Annotated in this window: 18 protein-coding genes and 1 tRNA gene; 12 read left to right on the forward strand and 7 right to left on the reverse strand. The window is 63.6% G+C overall.

Annotation, left to right across the window (positions count from 1 at the left end; translation table 11 throughout):
* Window positions 1-118 precede the first annotated feature (118 nt).
* Window positions 119-1024, reverse strand: a complete 906-nt coding sequence (locus tag AC56LW_RS14860; protein WP_499635540.1) for a LysR family transcriptional regulator — start codon at window positions 1022-1024, stop codon at window positions 119-121.
* Between the two features lie 107 nt (window positions 1025-1131).
* On the opposite strand from AC56LW_RS14860, the gene AC56LW_RS14865 reads away from it, so the two are divergent.
* From AC56LW_RS14865 to AC56LW_RS14875, 3 genes are all read left to right on the forward strand, one after another.
* Window positions 1132-1461, forward strand: a complete 330-nt coding sequence (locus tag AC56LW_RS14865) for a nuclear transport factor 2 family protein (protein WP_499635543.1) — start codon at window positions 1132-1134, stop codon at window positions 1459-1461.
* Window positions 1462-1577: 116 nt separating this feature from the next.
* Window positions 1578-1667, forward strand: a tRNA-Ser gene (locus AC56LW_RS14870).
* A 519-nt stretch (window positions 1668-2186) separates the two neighbouring features.
* Window positions 2187-3491, forward strand: a complete 1305-nt coding sequence (locus AC56LW_RS14875) for a cation:proton antiporter (RefSeq protein ID WP_499635546.1) — start codon at window positions 2187-2189, stop codon at window positions 3489-3491.
* 6 nt (window positions 3492-3497) lie between these two features.
* On the opposite strand, the gene AC56LW_RS14880 is transcribed toward AC56LW_RS14875, so the two are convergent.
* Window positions 3498-4433, reverse strand: a complete 936-nt coding sequence (locus AC56LW_RS14880) for a methyltransferase (protein WP_499635548.1) — start codon at window positions 4431-4433, stop codon at window positions 3498-3500.
* Window positions 4434-4597: 164 nt separating this feature from the next.
* Here AC56LW_RS14880 and AC56LW_RS14885 point away from each other — a divergent pair, with 164 nt between their 5' ends.
* The 5 genes from AC56LW_RS14885 (at window position 4598) to AC56LW_RS14905 (ending at window position 9617) form a co-directional block, all read left to right on the forward strand.
* Window positions 4598-4780, forward strand: a complete 183-nt coding sequence (locus tag AC56LW_RS14885) for a hypothetical protein (protein WP_332529978.1) — start codon at window positions 4598-4600, stop codon at window positions 4778-4780.
* Between the two features lie 28 nt (window positions 4781-4808).
* Window positions 4809-5690: a KPN_02809 family neutral zinc metallopeptidase gene (gene ypfJ, locus AC56LW_RS14890; RefSeq protein WP_499635551.1), complete on the forward strand. Its 882-nt coding sequence runs from the start codon at window positions 4809-4811 to the stop codon at window positions 5688-5690.
* 185 nt (window positions 5691-5875) lie between these two features.
* Window positions 5876-7060, forward strand: a complete 1185-nt coding sequence (locus AC56LW_RS14895; RefSeq protein WP_499635553.1) for a zinc-dependent alcohol dehydrogenase — start codon at window positions 5876-5878, stop codon at window positions 7058-7060.
* Window positions 7061-7090: 30 nt separating this feature from the next.
* On the forward strand, window positions 7091-7684 hold the full coding sequence (locus AC56LW_RS14900; RefSeq protein WP_499635556.1) for a hypothetical protein: 594 nt from the start codon (window positions 7091-7093) through the stop codon (window positions 7682-7684).
* A gap of 94 nt (window positions 7685-7778) precedes the next feature.
* The gene (locus AC56LW_RS14905) at window positions 7779-9617 is read left to right on the forward strand and encodes a M4 family metallopeptidase (RefSeq protein ID WP_499635559.1); all 1839 of its coding nucleotides are present in this window, start codon (window positions 7779-7781) and stop codon (window positions 9615-9617) included.
* On the opposite strand, the gene AC56LW_RS14910 is transcribed toward AC56LW_RS14905, so the two are convergent.
* Complete coding sequence (locus AC56LW_RS14910) at window positions 9586-10278, reverse strand: M23 family metallopeptidase (RefSeq protein WP_499635562.1); 693 nt, start codon at window positions 10276-10278, stop codon at window positions 9586-9588. The two genes, AC56LW_RS14905 and AC56LW_RS14910, sit on opposite strands and share 32 nt — an antisense overlap.
* A gap of 51 nt (window positions 10279-10329) precedes the next feature.
* Entirely contained in the window at window positions 10330-11361 is a 1032-nt protein-coding gene (locus AC56LW_RS14915; RefSeq protein ID WP_499635565.1) for a L,D-transpeptidase family protein, read from the reverse strand.
* 114 nt (window positions 11362-11475) lie between these two features.
* On the opposite strand from AC56LW_RS14915, the gene AC56LW_RS14920 reads away from it, so the two are divergent.
* A complete protein-coding gene (locus AC56LW_RS14920; RefSeq protein WP_499635568.1) occupies window positions 11476-11784 on the forward strand; it encodes a 2Fe-2S iron-sulfur cluster-binding protein in 309 nt (102 codons plus the stop codon).
* A 294-nt stretch (window positions 11785-12078) separates the two neighbouring features.
* On the opposite strand, the gene AC56LW_RS14925 is transcribed toward AC56LW_RS14920, so the two are convergent.
* Window positions 12079-12981, reverse strand: coding sequence for an alpha/beta hydrolase (locus AC56LW_RS14925; protein ID WP_499635571.1), 903 nt, complete (start codon window positions 12979-12981; stop codon window positions 12079-12081).
* Between the two features lie 159 nt (window positions 12982-13140).
* On the opposite strand from AC56LW_RS14925, the gene AC56LW_RS14930 reads away from it, so the two are divergent.
* Window positions 13141-13335 carry a hypothetical protein gene (locus AC56LW_RS14930; RefSeq protein ID WP_499635575.1) on the forward strand — a complete coding sequence of 65 codons (195 nt, stop codon included), beginning with the start codon at window positions 13141-13143 and terminating at the stop codon, window positions 13333-13335.
* 15 nt (window positions 13336-13350) lie between these two features.
* Here the strand turns inward: AC56LW_RS14930 and AC56LW_RS14935 are convergent, their stop codons facing one another.
* Window positions 13351-13551, reverse strand: coding sequence for a hypothetical protein (locus AC56LW_RS14935; RefSeq protein ID WP_332529988.1), 201 nt, complete (start codon window positions 13549-13551; stop codon window positions 13351-13353).
* A gap of 186 nt (window positions 13552-13737) precedes the next feature.
* Here AC56LW_RS14935 and AC56LW_RS14940 point away from each other — a divergent pair, with 186 nt between their 5' ends.
* A complete protein-coding gene (locus tag AC56LW_RS14940) occupies window positions 13738-13875 on the forward strand; it encodes a hypothetical protein (protein WP_332529989.1) in 138 nt (45 codons plus the stop codon).
* 59 nt (window positions 13876-13934) lie between these two features.
* Window positions 13935-14306 (forward strand): hypothetical protein, encoded by a 372-nt coding sequence (locus AC56LW_RS14945; protein WP_332529990.1) that lies wholly within the window; start codon window positions 13935-13937, stop codon window positions 14304-14306.
* 93 nt (window positions 14307-14399) lie between these two features.
* On the opposite strand, the gene AC56LW_RS14950 is transcribed toward AC56LW_RS14945, so the two are convergent.
* Window positions 14400-14621, reverse strand: coding sequence for a hypothetical protein (locus tag AC56LW_RS14950; RefSeq protein ID WP_332529991.1), 222 nt, complete (start codon window positions 14619-14621; stop codon window positions 14400-14402).
* Between the last annotated feature and the right edge of the window lie 69 nt (window positions 14622-14690).

Below are 14690 nucleotides of genomic sequence, written 5' to 3' on the forward strand. Positions count from 1 at the left end.
GCGTTTCTGAAAAAAATCGATCTGCTCAGCGTAGCGACGCGCCCATAAAAATGGGGCAAAAGAGGTGGGTGCGCCCGTCAATGCCGTGTAAACGCGGCATTGAATGCCCCGCGGACGATCAGGGGACGGCGTCGCGCAGCGCGGTGGCCATGTCGATGAAGGCGCGCAGCTTCGGCTGGCCCTGCGCTTTTGCGGCGAAGTACAGGTAGAGGCCTGACGTGTTTGGCACGAACGGTGCAAGAACACGTTCGAGCTGGCCATTGGCGAGGTCGTGTGAGATCTCGATGTCGGGCAAATAGGCCAGGCCCATGCCGGAGCGGGCAAAGTCGGCGATCAGGCCCGTGTCGTTGACGACGAGCGTGTGTCCGGTCTCGACGTGGAATGCGCCGCCATCGCGCGTGAACTGCCAGCGCGCCAGCATTGTCGAGGTGTGGAAGCGGTAGCGGATCGTCGCGTGGCGCACGAGGTCTTCCGGTATGCGCGGCCGGCCGGCATCGGCGAAGTAGGCAGGGGCGCCGACGACCGACCAGCGCAGCTCAGGCGTCAGGCGCACCGCGACCATGCCTTGCGCGACCGACTGGCCAAGACGGATGCCTGCGTCGTACCCCCGCTCCAGCAAATCGACCTCACCGTCGTCGAGCGAGATATCGAGCGCCACGTCGGGATGCGCGCGCCGGAACTGCGGTGCCAGCGTCTTGAGCACCAGCGCACCCAATGCGCGCGGGACAGTCAGCCGCAAGGTGCCGGCCGGGCGGTCCCGAAAGCGCGCCAGGCTCGAAAAGGCATCGTCAATCTGGCAGGTCGCGGCCAGCAGGTCGGCATACAGCGCGCTGCCCGTCTCAGTGAGCATGACACGGCGCGTGTTGCGGGTCAGGAGAATGACGCCGTGCTGCGCTTCGAGCAGTTTCACGGCCTTGCTGACGGCGGCAGGTGTCACCCCGATGCGGATGGCGGCGGCCGTAAAACTCTTCATCTCGGCAACGGCGAGAAAGATGCGGATGGCGTCCAGGGAGGTATTTTTCATCGCCGCGATCATGAACTTGGAGTTGATAGTCTATCGGCTAACTGTGTGTATCGCGAGGTAATCAAGGCTGGCACGATGTGGACTCACATTTACCTTCAGGAGACATCATGACAATCCCCATGCCCGCCCCGGTCAGCGACTACTTCCTGCACGCGAATGCACACGATGCCGATGCGGTGGCGGTGTGCTTCAGCCAGGATGCCGAGGTACGCGACGAGGGGCATGTGTATCGTGGGCGTGACGCGATCGGCGCATGGAAGCGCGCAACCAGCGCCCGCTACGGCGCGACAGCGCATCCGGTATCGTGCGAAGTGAAACCGCCCGGTTGTATCGTCCAGGCCGAGGTCACGGGAAACTTCCCCGGCAGCCCCGCGCGCATCATCTTCGATTTCAGCCTCGACGGCCCAGCAATCACCGCCTTGGCCATTCGCGCATGAGCAAACCAGCACGCCACCTCGTCGCCATTGAAAAAAGTTGCGGCTCATCACTTGCAAGGTTCGCCAGCCTGCCGGTATAATGCGGCCTCTCGCAGCGATGTGAGACGACCGAATCTGGAGAGGTGGCAGAGTGGTCGAATGTACCTGACTCGAAATCAGGCGTACGCGCGAGCGTACCGTGGGTTCGAATCCCACCCTCTCCGCCAAGTAGCAAAAAAAAAGCCACCGCAAGGTGGCTTTTTTCATTCGTACGGCACAGCCGGGGCCACAAACAGCCGCGATAAACAGCCGGGGTCAGGTCTGACATTCGGACACGAGCTCAACGAAAAGCCGGGGTCAGGTCTGACATTCGGACACGAGCTCAACAATCGAGTAGTCAAAATTTGACATTCGGACACGATCTCAACGCTTGGGTAGTCGAAACTGGCTGGCACTGGGCCGTGCTAATACTGGTTAGGACCGCATTGGAAGCGAAGGCTGAGGTCGTGTCCGAATGTCAGACCTGACCCCCGCTTTCTTGTGTTAACCAGTACCGGCATGGTGCGGTGCCAGCTAGTTCCGACTACCCGACTGTCGAGGTCGTGTCCGAATGTCAGACCTGACCCTCGCTTTTCCTCGCTTTTCGTTCTGGCCCATATCGGGCACTAATCATTCCTGCCGGCTACACAACGGGCCTGTACAGACATTGTCCGTACAATCGCCCGATTCAATTTGCTGGCTATCCCATGTCGACAACTCACTGGTTTTTCCTGATCGGCATGCTGATGCTGGCGCGCGGGCTTGCGGCGTCCACGTTGGCGCGGTTGCCCGTCACGTCTGCGATCATCTATCTGGGCGTCGGACTCGTCCTCGGGCCGGCGGGCTTTCATGTGTTTTCGTTCGATCCCATCGGCCAATCCCATTTGCTGGAAACGCTCACCGAGATCGCCGTGCTGGTATCGTTGTTTTCGGCGGGCGTCAAGATGCCTGTGCCGGTTCGCTGGCCGCGCTGGGTGCCGGCGCTGCGGCTCGCGTGGGTGTCGATGACGATCAGTGTCGCGCTCGTGGCTGCCTTCGCGTACTACGTTCTTGGGCTGCCGATCGGGGCTGGCATTCTGCTGGGCGCCATCCTGGCCCCGACCGATCCGGTGCTGGCCACCGATGTCCAGGTCCGCCATCCCGACGACCGCGACGAATTGCGCTTCACGCTGACCTGCGAAGCGGGGATGAACGATGGTTCCGCGTTTCCGTTCGTGATGCTGGGTCTTGGCTTGCTGGGCGTGCATGAGCTTGGCGACTTCGGCCTGCACTGGTTTGCGGTGGAAGTCATCTGGGCCACGTTCGGGGCGATCCTGATCGGCGCCCTGGGTGGCTATGCCGTCGGGCGCCTGGGCTGGATGCTGCGCGGGCGGGAACCCAAGCACGAGGTGCTGGACGACCTGGTCGGTCTGGGCCTGATCGCCGTCGTGTATGCGGTGACGGTCGAGTGCATGGCGTGGGGATTCCTGGCCGTGTTCGCCGCAGGCGTGGCGCTGCGCCATACCGAACTGACGGCATCGGGCGCGCACAAGGATCGCCAGGGTCTGCTCGTGCCGGACGAGCCACCTGCCGGCCCGGCAGGCGAAGCCCAGGCGCCGCTGTCGGTCAGCTCGGAATCGCTGGTGTTCAAGGAGCACATCGAGCGCCTGTCCGAACTGACGCTGGTGCTGCTGCTGGGCGGCATGCTGACGATCCAGACGTGGACCTGGCAGACGGTGTTGACGGCGCTGTTCCTGTTCGTGGTAGCGCGGCCGTTGAGCGTCTACCTGGGGCTCCTGGGCTGCGGGCGCTCGCCGCGCGTGACGTCGATGATCGCCTGGTTCGGCGTGCGCGGCATCGGCTCGTTGTATTACCTGATGTATGCAATCAACCATGACTTGCCGTCCGGCCTGGCAAGCCAACTCAGCCAGATCACGATTGCCGTGATCATGCTGTCGATCCTGGCCCATGGCCTGAGCGTCAAACCGATTCTCGACCGCTTCTGGCGGCGGCGCAGGAACAATCCGGGCTGACGGCCTTTAGCGCTTGCGCGCCTGCAGCCACACTGCGGCAATGCGCTCGACTTCTTCGTAGCCCGGCTCGCCAAGCTGCCCGCCGAAGATGTCGGGATCGAGCTCTTCGTACGACCACGATGCGCATTCTGCATCGAGCCGTGCGCGCAGGCTCTCAAGGAAATGGTCACTGTCCCCCGTGATCGCCACGCCCGTGTACAGCAGCAGCCGCCCGCCGGAGCGCAGACGCGGCAGGCCTTCTTCGACGATGCGGCGCGACAGCTCGGCGCCACGTTCGCCGCCGCCGTGGCGGTACCGGCGCCCGTCCGGATCGACGACGAATGGCGGATTCGACACGATCAGGTCGACCTCGCCCGCCACACCATTGAACAGATCGCTCTCGCAGGCCGTGAACCTCGTCGCGTCGTTCAGCTGTGCGTTCACCCGGGCCAGTGCCAGCGCGGCCAGGTTGACATCCGCGCCGATCACGTCGGCAGCCGGGAAGGCACGCGCGATCGTCAGCGCGCCAGCACCACTGCCGCAGCCGACATCGATCGCGCGCATGGGCGCGGCGTCGGCAGTCGCGAATGCGCGCCGCATCGCGCCGATGAAGCGGTAGGTGTCCGGCCCGAAGAACACCGCATCGTCGTCCTGCGTCGGAAAGGCGGAATGAAACAGCAGCAGATCGTCCAGCGTCGAGGCGCGCACGGTCGAGCGCAGCGCGTCGCCTTCGCCAGCCAGCACGCCGGCATCCGCCATCATTTCGAGCATGCCGGGCGGCAATACGGCGGGGGCAAACGGCCGGCTCCAGCCGAACACGTCGCGCAGGTCACGCGCCTGTTCGTTGCCGGGCCTACCGTTGATGCGCCGGTGGGTCGACGGCGTGACCGTCATGAAGCGGTAACCGGCCTGGCGCAGGGTCGTGCCAAGGGTGAGCAGGGCAGTGGCTTGGGTAGATGTCATGGCGCAAGCATCGCATGAATCGCGCGGCGCCGCGCGCACGAACCGGGTCGTATGCCAATGGAATTTGATGCATTATGTGATCACTCGAACATACCGGATGACGGCGACCAACCATACTCATCAACATAGTCAAACGACAACGACCACGAGAGAGAACACGCACAATGAAAAGCTTTGACATGGACGACGTCCCGCGCGGCCGCATGGACCGCGAAATCGCCCGCGAGCGCCGCGAGCGCGCACTGAACGACGAGCAGCGTGCGGGCCTGGCGCCCGTCGACGACCTGCGCGGCAAGGACGCGCGCGAGCGCGCCGATACTTCCAACCTCAAGCGCAACAGCCGCTGAATCAACAACTGGACGACCGGGAGAACGTATGCGTTGGGATGGTGACCGTGAAAGCAGCAATGTCGAAGACCGTCGGGGCGACAGTGGCGGGGGAGGTGGTGGTGGCTTCGGCATTGGCGGGCGCTCGATCGGCATCGGCACCATCGTCATCGCACTGGTGGGTTCCTACTTTTTGGGCGTCTCGCCGGCCACGATCCTGAGCCTGCTGTCGGGTGGCGGCGCGCCGCAGGTGCAGCAATCGTCGCAACCGCGCGCGGCGCCTGCCGACGATCGCGAAAGCAAGTTCGTGCGCACCACGCTGGCCTACACCGAAGATGCATGGACCCAGATCTTCACCGAACAGAATGCGCAGTACCAGCCGGCCAAGCTCGTGCTGTTCGACGGCCGCACCAACACCTCCTGCGGTGTCGGCCAGAGTGCGACCGGGCCGTTCTACTGCCCGGCCGATGCATCGGTGTACATCGACCTCGATTTCTTCCGCACGATGCAGCAGCGCTTCAACGCTGGCGGCGAATTTGCGCAGGCGTACGTGATCGCGCACGAGGTCGGCCACCACGTCCAGAACCTGCTCGGAATTTCCGACAAGGTAAATGCGGCTCAGCAGAACGCGTCGGAAAAGCAGGGCAATATCCTGTCGGTCAAGCTCGAACTGCAAGCTGACTGCTTCGCCGGTGTCTGGGCCAAGCGCACCGATCAGCGTGCGAAGATCCTGGAGCAGGGCGATGTCGAAGCTGCCCTGAACGCCGCGAGCGCCATCGGCGACGATGCGCTGCAAAAGCAGTCACGCGGCGTGGTGGTGCCAGACTCGTTCACACACGGCACGTCGGCGCAGCGCGTTCGCTGGTTCGAACGTGGCCTGGAGAGTGGTGAAGTGGCTTCGTGCAATACTTTTGATGCCAAAAATCTATAAAAGGCGTGAGAAAGTTTCCTGTCGGGTATAAAGGCGGACGTTAATTTGGGGTAAGTGCGTAAAAATGCGTGTTCGTTACCGTGCGCGTATGGTAATTCTTGGTAACTTGACATAAGTTGGTGTCGGATCAGCACGCTATTCAAGGCGCGCCGACATCACCTTATAGAACTTGCCAAGGAGTGCTTATGCTTGCCATGAACTACCGCGGGCCCTACCGTGTCCGCGCCGACCAGAAGCCCGAGCCGGTGATTGAACACCCCGGTGACGCCATCGTGCGCGTCACCCGCGCCTGCATCTGCGGTTCCGACCTGCACCTGTACCACGGCCTCGTGCCCGATACCCGCGTGGGCCACACCTTTGGCCACGAATTCATCGGCATCGTCGAAGAAATCGGGTCGGATGTCCACAAGCTCAAGGTGGGCGACAAGGTGCTGGTGCCGTTCAACGTCTTTTGCGGCTCCTGCTTCTTTTGCCAGCACGAGCTGTACGGCAATTGCCACAACACGAATGCACAATCGACCGCCGTGGGCGCGATCTACGGTTACTCGCACACGGCGGGCGGCTACGACGGCGGCCAGGCCGAGTACGTGCGCGTGCCGATGGCCGACGTCGGCCCGATGATCATTCCTGACGACATCCATGACGATGACGCCGTGCTGCTCACCGATGCGCTGCCTACCGGCTACCAGGCGGCCGAAATGGGCGACATCAAGGAAGGCGACACGGTCGTCGTGTTTGGCGCCGGGCCGGTCGGCATCTTTGCCGCCAAATCGGCCTGGTTGATGGGCGCGGGCCGCGTGATCGTCGTCGACGAGATCGAATACCGCCTCGAATTCGTCAAGAACTACGCGCAATGCGAAGTAGTCAACTTCAAGGAAGTGCGCGACATGGCGCTGCACATCAAGAAAATGACCGACTGGATGGGCGCCGACGTCTGCATCGACGCGGTCGGCTGCGAAGCGGCGGGCAACACGATGCAGACGATCACGGGCGTCTACACGATGATGCAGGCTGGCGCCGCGACCGTACTTCACTGGTGCATCAACTCGGTGCGCAAGGGCGGCAATGTGTCGATCGTCGGCGTGTATGGACCGACTTTCAATGCGGTCCCGATCGGCAATGCGCTGAACAAGGGGCTGACACTGCGCATGAACCAGGCCAGCGTGCGCCGCCATCTGCCGCGCTTGATCGAGCACATCCGTGCCGGCCGCATCGATCCGAAAGCCATCATCACGCACCGCGTGCCGCTGGAAGAAGTATCGGATGCGTATCACATCTTCTCGAGCAAGCTCGATAACTGCATCAAGACGATCCTGATTCCGCCGCGTGCGAACGAAGTACGCGCCGTCAAGGCCAGCATCGCAGCGTAACCGGCATGCAGATCACCACGAGGACACATTATGCAGACACGTAACGACATCGTGAGCGCCAACGACCAGCACGACGGCGACCACGCACCAGGCGAACATGACAACGATGGCCACGTCGGCCACGTCCACGGCGCGATCGCGCCACGCCGGCCCACCCGCGCGCAACTGGCACACATCCAGGGCTGGGGCGCCGACCTCGACCGCAAGGACCGGCCCGGCGTGCCGATGGAACGCACGCCGCCGCGCTTCATCAATATTCCTGACGGGGATCCTGCACCGCAGGAAGAGCGCGTCGAAGTGCTCGTCTCCACCGAGCGGCCTGGCCGCACGCCGCTGTTCGGCACGGTCCAGCCGCCATCCGGGCTGTCCGGCATGATCCGGCGCCAGGCCTTCAAGCTGACCGAGAACGACGTGCGCCACTGGGTGCTGTTGCTGCTGGCCGACCGCGTGAACATGGTCGAGGGCATTGGCGAGGATCTTGCCAGCGGCAAGATTCCGAACGTGCTGGCCGAGATGGGCATCAAGGCCGAGTTCCAGCACAACAAGGCGGGTCTGGCGAAGAAGGTTGCGCTGGGTGTGGCCGTTGTTGGCACGGCGGTGTATCTGATGAAGCGCCGTAGGTAGGGGACATTGTTCTCAAGCAAATACTCGTTTATTTGCACGTCCATCATGGTCGATGACCGGCGCCACCTGGCCCGGCATACCGGATGGAGCCGAGATGATTCCTCAACCGTTGTTCAGGGCAGTTCTGCTGGGTGCCGCCATCGCGCTGGCGCCCGGCGTCCACGGCGCGCCGATGATGAGCACGCCACTGAAGTTGGACACGCAGGCGCAGGCGCAGGTCATCACCCAGCTGACGGCGCGCCGGCCGGCGATCGGCCTTGATGCCGATCATGGCTACCGCGTCGTCGCGCAGCACCCCGGCGTGCAGGGCACGCACGTGCTGCGCGCGGCGCATCTCTACAAGGGCGTGCGCATCTTCGGCTCCGAATCGGTGGTCGTGCTCGATGCGCGCCAGCAGATCGTGTCCGAAAGCGCCTCGCCCCGCCGCCTGCAGCTGGGGCGCGGCGCGGCGGGCGCGCTCAGTCCCGTCACCACCGGCTTCGACACCACGCCGGTCATCAAGCGCAAGGCGGCCATCAGCGTCGCCATCAAGGGCAGTCCGTCCCGCGCCGTCAATGTCAAGCTTCCTACTGCCGAACTCGTGATCTATCCCGTGATGCGCGACGAGCGCGCACCTGGCGCCGTGGCCAAGCCCGATAGTGAACTCAATGCACTCGACCTGGTCGAAACAGTCGACCGCTACGCGCTCGCCTGGCACGTGCGCGTGCGCATGCGCAGCGGTGAGCAGCCGATCTTCTATGACGTCATCGTCGATGCGCGCACGGGCGCCGTCATCGATCGCTGGAGCGCGCTGCAAACGGTGGAAGGCGTCGGTCGCAGCCAGTACAGCGGTAACGTGCCGCTCAGTACGTCATTCGATGGCAACGTGTACCAACTGCTCGACCCCCAGCGCGGCAAGGGCGGCACGTTCGGCGCGATGGCAATCACCAACGCCAACCACGCCACTACCAGCGGGCGCGTCTACACCAACAGCAGCAACACCTGGGGCGACGGCAAGCAGTTCGTCGAGGGCGGCAGCACGACAGGCGCCAATGGCCAGACCGCAGCCGTCAACGCCATGTGGGGCCTGATGAATACCTATGACCTGCACCTGAACGTGCTGGGCTGGCGCGCGCTCGACGGCCAGGATACGGCCTCGCACATCGCCGTGCATGTCAACCGCGGCTACGACAACGCCTACTACAGCGACACCTGCCACTGCATGTTCATCGGCGATGGCACGTTCTTCACGAACCTGGCGGCGATCGACGTGGTCGGTCATGAAATGGGGCACGGCATCACGGCAGCCACATCGAATCTGGTCTACACGGGCGAATCAGGCGGGCTGAACGAATCGAGTTCGGACATCGCAGGCGAAGTCGTCGAAGCGTATGCGCGCGCCGGCGGCAAGGGGGAGGTCGTGCCCGAGCTGGGCAATGACTGGATGCTGGGCAGCGAGATCGCCCGCGATGGCAAGCCGCTACGCTGGATGATCAAGCCAAGCAAGGATGGCAATAGTCGCGACGCCTGGAGTACAAGCCTCAAGCGGCTGGACGTGCACTACAGCAGCGGCCCGAATAACCGGATGTTCTATTTCCTGGCGCGCGGTTCAGCGGCCGACAAGACGAATGACGCGTGGAGCGAATACCTGAAGCGGCGCCCGGTGGCGATGACGGGCATTGGCATCGACAAGGCATTCCGGATCTGGTTCCGTGCGAACACGACCAAGTTCACGGCCAGCACCAATTACGCCGATGCGCGGGCGAAGATGATCGAGTCGGCGGGGGAGTTGTACGGAACGGGAAGCCGCGAAGTCGTCGCGGTCACGCGCGCCTATGCAGCAATCAATGTCGGGACCGACATCGACGAACTGGCGACCGGTCCCGGTGCCGGGCCGGCCGCCGCCGTGCTCACTACAGTCATTACTGATCGCTCATCAGTGGAAACGGATTGAGCGGCGTGCCTTTCCACCATTGCTTCTCTGGCGTCAGAGCGACGACGGCGAAGTGCAGGTGCGGTGCGTTCGGATCGGAATTGCCGGTCACGCCGACATAACCGATCAACGTGCCGCGCTTGACTTCCATGCCTTCGGCGATGCCGTCGGCGTAGCGGTCCAGGTGAGCGTAGTAATACGCGAACTGGCCGGTTGGATCGAACTGGTACACCGTCAGGCCGCCCGGCTTGCTGTGAAACAGCTTGGCGACCTTGCCGTCGGCCACGGCGACGACGGGCGTGCCGGTCGGGGCCATGATGTCGAGCGCCTCGTGCTGGCGCTGTTCACCGCGCGGCTGGTAGAAGGTATCGGTCAGCTGGGCCGACTTGATGCCTTGCACCGGCACCAGCAGCTTGCCCGGCATCGTCGTCGGGGTAGCAGCACCTGCTGCGGCAGTGGCGTCGGGCGTCGGGCGCAGTGGCAGATCGGCATCTTCCAGGTTCGGCACCACGACCGGCGCCGGCGGCAGCTGGCCCTCAATCTGCGACGCGGGAATGCCGGGTGCTGCCGGCGCCGTCGCTGCAACCTCGGTCTCCGGCTTTTCTGGCACGTCCTGCAATGCCACGAACAGGATCGCGGCGCCGACCAGCACGCCAAGGACAAACGTGATCAACCATTTCATCTTGTTCTCCATGCGGCGCCACGGGCACCGCGTGTGTGCCTGGGGCGCTCGTTATTTTTGCAGGATCACTTCGGTGCCAGCCGACACGGCAGCGCCCACTTCGGCGGCGCTCCAGTTGGTCAGGCGGATGCAGCCGTGCGATTCGGTCTTGCCCACGTGGCCCGGCACTGGCGTGCCGTGGATGCCGTAGTGCGGCTTGGACAGGTCGATCCACATCACGCCGACCGGGTTGTTCGGGCCCGGCTTGACCGGGGTTGCCTTGTCGCCCGGCTTGGCGTCCCAGAACAGTTTCGGGTTGTAGTTGTAGACCGGATTGGCGTGCACGCCCTCGATTTTCCAGGTACCGATCGGCAGCGGATCACGGCTGCTGCCGGTCGAGGCCGGATACTGGGCCAGCAGGCGGCCCGACGCATCAAACAGTTGCAGCGTCTTGGCGCCATCGCGCACGACGACCTTGGTGGCCTGGGCCAGTGGCTCCTTGCCACTCACGTTCGGCACCATGATGCGTTCGCCCGCGCGGGCAAAGGTCTTGCCTGGATTCAGGCGCTGCAGCAGTTCCGGGCTGGCGTGGAATTTTTCGCCCAGGCCTTCGAGCACGTTGGCGTAACCCAGCTGGGCCAGCTTGGCCTTTTCCATCATCGTGTCCGGTACTGGCTGGAACGGGCCTTCGACGTCTTCGGCGATCAGCGCGTACTCGGCCAGGGTGGGCGTCGTGTCGGTGGCGAGGGCATTCCAGGTCGCATCATCGAGCTTGCCGGTGACCGGCAGCTTGCGCACGGCCTGGAACGTGTTCAGGGCCTGGCGCATGTTCGAGCCATAGGCACCGTCCAGTTCGCCTGGAGACAGATAGGCGCGCTCCAGCAGCACCTGGGCGCGCAGCAGTTTTTCGAATTCTGCCTGCTCGGCGATCGCCGGGTCGTGCACGGCGCCAGGCGCAGCGGTTACCGCCGTCGACATCGTCGTGTTCTGGGCTGTCGTCGCCGGTTGGGCGGCTGGTGGCAGCGGGGCAGGCTGTTGCGCGATGGCATGGGTCAGCGTGCCTCCAAGGGCGGCGATTAGGGTCAGGGCGGTTATCTTGTTCATGCGGTCTCCGGGTTTGCTTCTGGAAAACTGTAGAGTAGTGAAATGCATCGTCCGGGTCTGTGCGTCAGCGTACTCACAACAGGTCAACTGTTTCATTGAGGCTACAATTGCACTATGGATCAGCCTGTTTACACTGTTACCGTCATGCCACTGGGCGCCAGTGTCGCCGTTGGCGCGTCCACGACCTTGCTGCATGCGCTCGAGGCCGCCGGCATCGAGCTGCCCAGCTCATGTCGCAACGGAACCTGCCGCACCTGTCTGTGCCGCCTGCGCGCCGGCAAGGTGGCGTACACGATCGAGTGGCCCGGCCTGTCGGCTGAGGAGCGGCGGGACGGCGACATATTGCCCTGCGTGGCGCTGGCGCGCGACGATCTGGTGCTGGACGTCCCGCTGGCGCGGCGCGTCGCTACCGGGCGGGATTAGCATGGTGGTACTATCCGCATGATGCCCGACGCGCTGTCCGGCACGTTCTCATGACATCCGCAGCAACCACCATGAATGGAGCACCACCATGAGCAAAAGTCAGGATGCAAAGAAGACGACCAAGAAAGAACCGGCCAAGACCATGAAGGAAAAGAAGGAAGCCAAGAAGGTCAAGAAAGAAGAAAAGTCGCGCCAGCAGTAAAGACCGCAGTAAACCAGCAGTAAAGCACACGCAATAAGCTCAGCCTGACCCTGCATTACCGCGTCGCCTCCCGGCGACGCGCACCGCCTGTCCTACGGCGTTTCTGTACTCAAGCCCAGCGCTCCCTCGATCACGTTCAGCACCGTCGGCCACGCCGGCGAACTCGTTGCCACCTCATCGTAATGGCTGGCCTCGGGCAGGATCACGACGTCTGCCACATCCCCCAGCTTGGCTGCGCGCGCCGCGTAGTCGTGCGCCACGCGCGGCGGCGAAATCGTGTCGAGCGCCCCCGTCACGAGCCAGGTGCGGCTGCCATTGGGCATCAGGTCGGCGGCATTGGTATCGACCAATACGTCGGGCCGCGCAGCGCTCGGGGTGCCGGCCAGTTGTGCGAGATCGCGGTCGCAGCTCGACTTGATCAGCGCCGCTTCGTGTCGCAGGTCGGCCAGGCCGCCAAGACTCACGATACGGTCGATCTTGAGTGGATTGGCATGGTGCAGCGGGCTGCCGGCCGGGATACGCGCGCGGCCCGCGATCCATTGCACCAGCTGGCCGCCAGCCGAGTGGCCGACGGCGACGATGCGTTCGAGGTCGAGCTTGTGCGCGGGCGCCTGCGCTGCCAGCAGGTCGAGCGCGGCATGCATGTCGAGGTACATGCCAGGGTAGCCACCACCCGGTTCATCGATGCGCCGGTATTCGACGTTCCAGACCGCGATGCCGCGAGCGGCCAGCGCGCCGGCCATATTGCGAAACTGCGTGATGCCGCCGAACTTGCTGTTCCAGCAGCCACCGTGCACGAGCACCGCCACGGGGAACGGGCCGGCGCCGGGCGGCACGAACAGTTCCGCGTATTGCGACGGCGCGGGGCCATAGGCGAGCTTGGTGGTCGGGGCAGGGCCGCGCAGGGCCAGGTAGTCGTCGAGTTTCATCGGGGCGGCGTGGGCGCTCGAGGCGGCGCCAAGCGCGAGGGCAAACAGCAGGCTGGAAAAGCGCATGGCGGGGCGGTGAACGTGGTGAAAACATCACTATAGCCGAGTCGTCACGCTGCAGCAGCATGCGGCAACAGCGAGCGGCCATTGCGGGGCAATCGTACGGCCCCGGGGTGGCAGCCATGCTAGTCTGCCCATGACTCCATCACTTACCGAAAGGCGACCATGAACCAATTCCATGCCAACGACGCCTCGCGCGAACCGGTCATTCTGCATGCGCACACGACGCCCGATCCGGATGCGCCGAACGATCCACTGGCGCCGCCGCCACAGCCACCGGTGCCGGACGACGTGCCCGATCCCGTCAATGCCCCGGTCGAAGAGCCGAGCATGCCCGAACCACCGATCCGGGCCCACTAAACCAACATGAGCTGATCAGGCGCCGGGTTTCTGGCGCTGACCTTCCTTGTCTTCTTGCTTGTCATCGCTGCCAGCCGGCGGCAGCCCCGGGATCTCGCGAATCATCTGTTCGGTGTCGTGCTGACCCGGCGAGCGTTCGCCGCTGCCAATGTCGGCTTCATCGAAGATGGCACGATCCTTGTTTTCGGGATCGACGTTGTTTGGCGTGTCATTCATGCTGGGCTCCAATAGCGTTATCAATGTTGTACGATCCTAACAGCCCCGGTACTGTCATGTCGCGCGCCAGACCGTCGTGAAAACTGTTGCTTTTTCGTCCGTCGACAGAGCACGTGTGCTTCCTGTCACAGAACCGCAACAATGCGGTTTCTATAATATCGATGACATCAAAAACAGGAGGAGATCATGGGCTCGACGTTGTACAACAAGATTTATCTGGGCCGCAGCTCGCTGCTGGGCTCACGTAACGTGCAGCTGGCGCTCGTGCTGGGCGTACTGGCCAGCGCCGGGCTCGGTTGGCTGATTCTGCGTTCGCTGCGCTGAAGGTTGCCCCGGCGCGCTGCGACGCGTACCATGCGCCCTTTGGTCAACGAAACGCGGTAATGAAAAACGAAAAGCTCACGACGGACGAATACGACGCACTCGACATGGTGCGGCGCGGCGGTAAACAAGAGATGGCCAGCGCCTGTGTCGGGCGCAATTCGAAGCGCCTGTGTGGCATCAAGCTGATGTCCTATGGTCGTGACAAGCGGCTTACGCTGACCGACAAGGGTGAAGAAGTGCTGTTCCTGCGCCGCTGCGTGACGGGCCTGCGCGCGCTCGCGGCAGATCCGCAGGTGGCACTCGACGAAGACGTCCTGCGCTTCCTGAACCGCAAGTCGCATATCGTGCCGCTCGAAGGCGGCGGTCATGGCCTGAGCGACAAGGGCCGCGAATCGCTGGCCGATATCGCCCTGAGCGAAGAGCGCCGCTGACCGCGCCGGCCGTCCATCGCGGACGGCCGCTGTATTAACTCTCAGCTATTTTCTGATTCCGCAGCTGCAGCTGGGCTGCAGCATTGCGGCTGTCTAGTGCGCGCGGCGGCGGCTGGGATACACCAGCGCCCGCACGGCAACTTCGGCCGGTACGTTCATCGTTGCGAGAAATTCCGCTGCGCGCTGCAGGCCGAGGGTCGGAATCGATGCGATCGCCTGGTTGACCAGATCGGACGTGCGGCCATCGACGCGCTGGTGGCGCGTTGTGGTCGTATTCGGTGTCATGGCCATGTCGGGCATGTCATTCATGTTCATTGTGGTGTCCAGGTTTCGGGGTTGTGCCATTGGCCCGATGATTGTACGACCAATAATGTTTATTTAGCT

It is taken from the genome of Telluria sp. LT2P80, assembly GCF_059685955.1.

What these genes read in the sequence shown, in the direction of transcription:
- AC56LW_RS14860 (WP_499635540.1), bottom strand. Translation starts at nt 1,024, where the DNA reads ATGAAAAATACCTCCCTGGACGCCATCCGCATCTTTCTCGCCGTTGCC.
- AC56LW_RS14865 (WP_499635543.1), top strand. Translation starts at nt 1,132, where the DNA reads ATGACAATCCCCATGCCCGCCCCGGTCAGCGACTACTTCCTGCACGCG.
- AC56LW_RS14875 (WP_499635546.1), top strand. Translation starts at nt 2,187, where the DNA reads ATGTCGACAACTCACTGGTTTTTCCTGATCGGCATGCTGATGCTGGCG.
- AC56LW_RS14880 (WP_499635548.1), bottom strand. Translation starts at nt 4,433, where the DNA reads ATGACATCTACCCAAGCCACTGCCCTGCTCACCCTTGGCACGACCCTG.
- AC56LW_RS14885 (WP_332529978.1), top strand. Translation starts at nt 4,598, where the DNA reads ATGAAAAGCTTTGACATGGACGACGTCCCGCGCGGCCGCATGGACCGC.
- ypfJ (WP_499635551.1), top strand. Translation starts at nt 4,809, where the DNA reads ATGCGTTGGGATGGTGACCGTGAAAGCAGCAATGTCGAAGACCGTCGG.
- AC56LW_RS14895 (WP_499635553.1), top strand. Translation starts at nt 5,876, where the DNA reads ATGCTTGCCATGAACTACCGCGGGCCCTACCGTGTCCGCGCCGACCAG.
- AC56LW_RS14900 (WP_499635556.1), top strand. Translation starts at nt 7,091, where the DNA reads ATGCAGACACGTAACGACATCGTGAGCGCCAACGACCAGCACGACGGC.
- AC56LW_RS14905 (WP_499635559.1), top strand. Translation starts at nt 7,779, where the DNA reads ATGATTCCTCAACCGTTGTTCAGGGCAGTTCTGCTGGGTGCCGCCATC.
- AC56LW_RS14910 (WP_499635562.1), bottom strand. Translation starts at nt 10,278, where the DNA reads ATGAAATGGTTGATCACGTTTGTCCTTGGCGTGCTGGTCGGCGCCGCG.
- AC56LW_RS14915 (WP_499635565.1), bottom strand. Translation starts at nt 11,361, where the DNA reads ATGAACAAGATAACCGCCCTGACCCTAATCGCCGCCCTTGGAGGCACG.
- AC56LW_RS14920 (WP_499635568.1), top strand. Translation starts at nt 11,476, where the DNA reads ATGGATCAGCCTGTTTACACTGTTACCGTCATGCCACTGGGCGCCAGT.
- AC56LW_RS14925 (WP_499635571.1), bottom strand. Translation starts at nt 12,981, where the DNA reads ATGCGCTTTTCCAGCCTGCTGTTTGCCCTCGCGCTTGGCGCCGCCTCG.
- AC56LW_RS14930 (WP_499635575.1), top strand. Translation starts at nt 13,141, where the DNA reads ATGAACCAATTCCATGCCAACGACGCCTCGCGCGAACCGGTCATTCTG.
- AC56LW_RS14935 (WP_332529988.1), bottom strand. Translation starts at nt 13,551, where the DNA reads ATGAATGACACGCCAAACAACGTCGATCCCGAAAACAAGGATCGTGCC.
- AC56LW_RS14940 (WP_332529989.1), top strand. Translation starts at nt 13,738, where the DNA reads ATGGGCTCGACGTTGTACAACAAGATTTATCTGGGCCGCAGCTCGCTG.
- AC56LW_RS14945 (WP_332529990.1), top strand. Translation starts at nt 13,935, where the DNA reads ATGAAAAACGAAAAGCTCACGACGGACGAATACGACGCACTCGACATG.
- AC56LW_RS14950 (WP_332529991.1), bottom strand. Translation starts at nt 14,621, where the DNA reads ATGAACATGAATGACATGCCCGACATGGCCATGACACCGAATACGACC.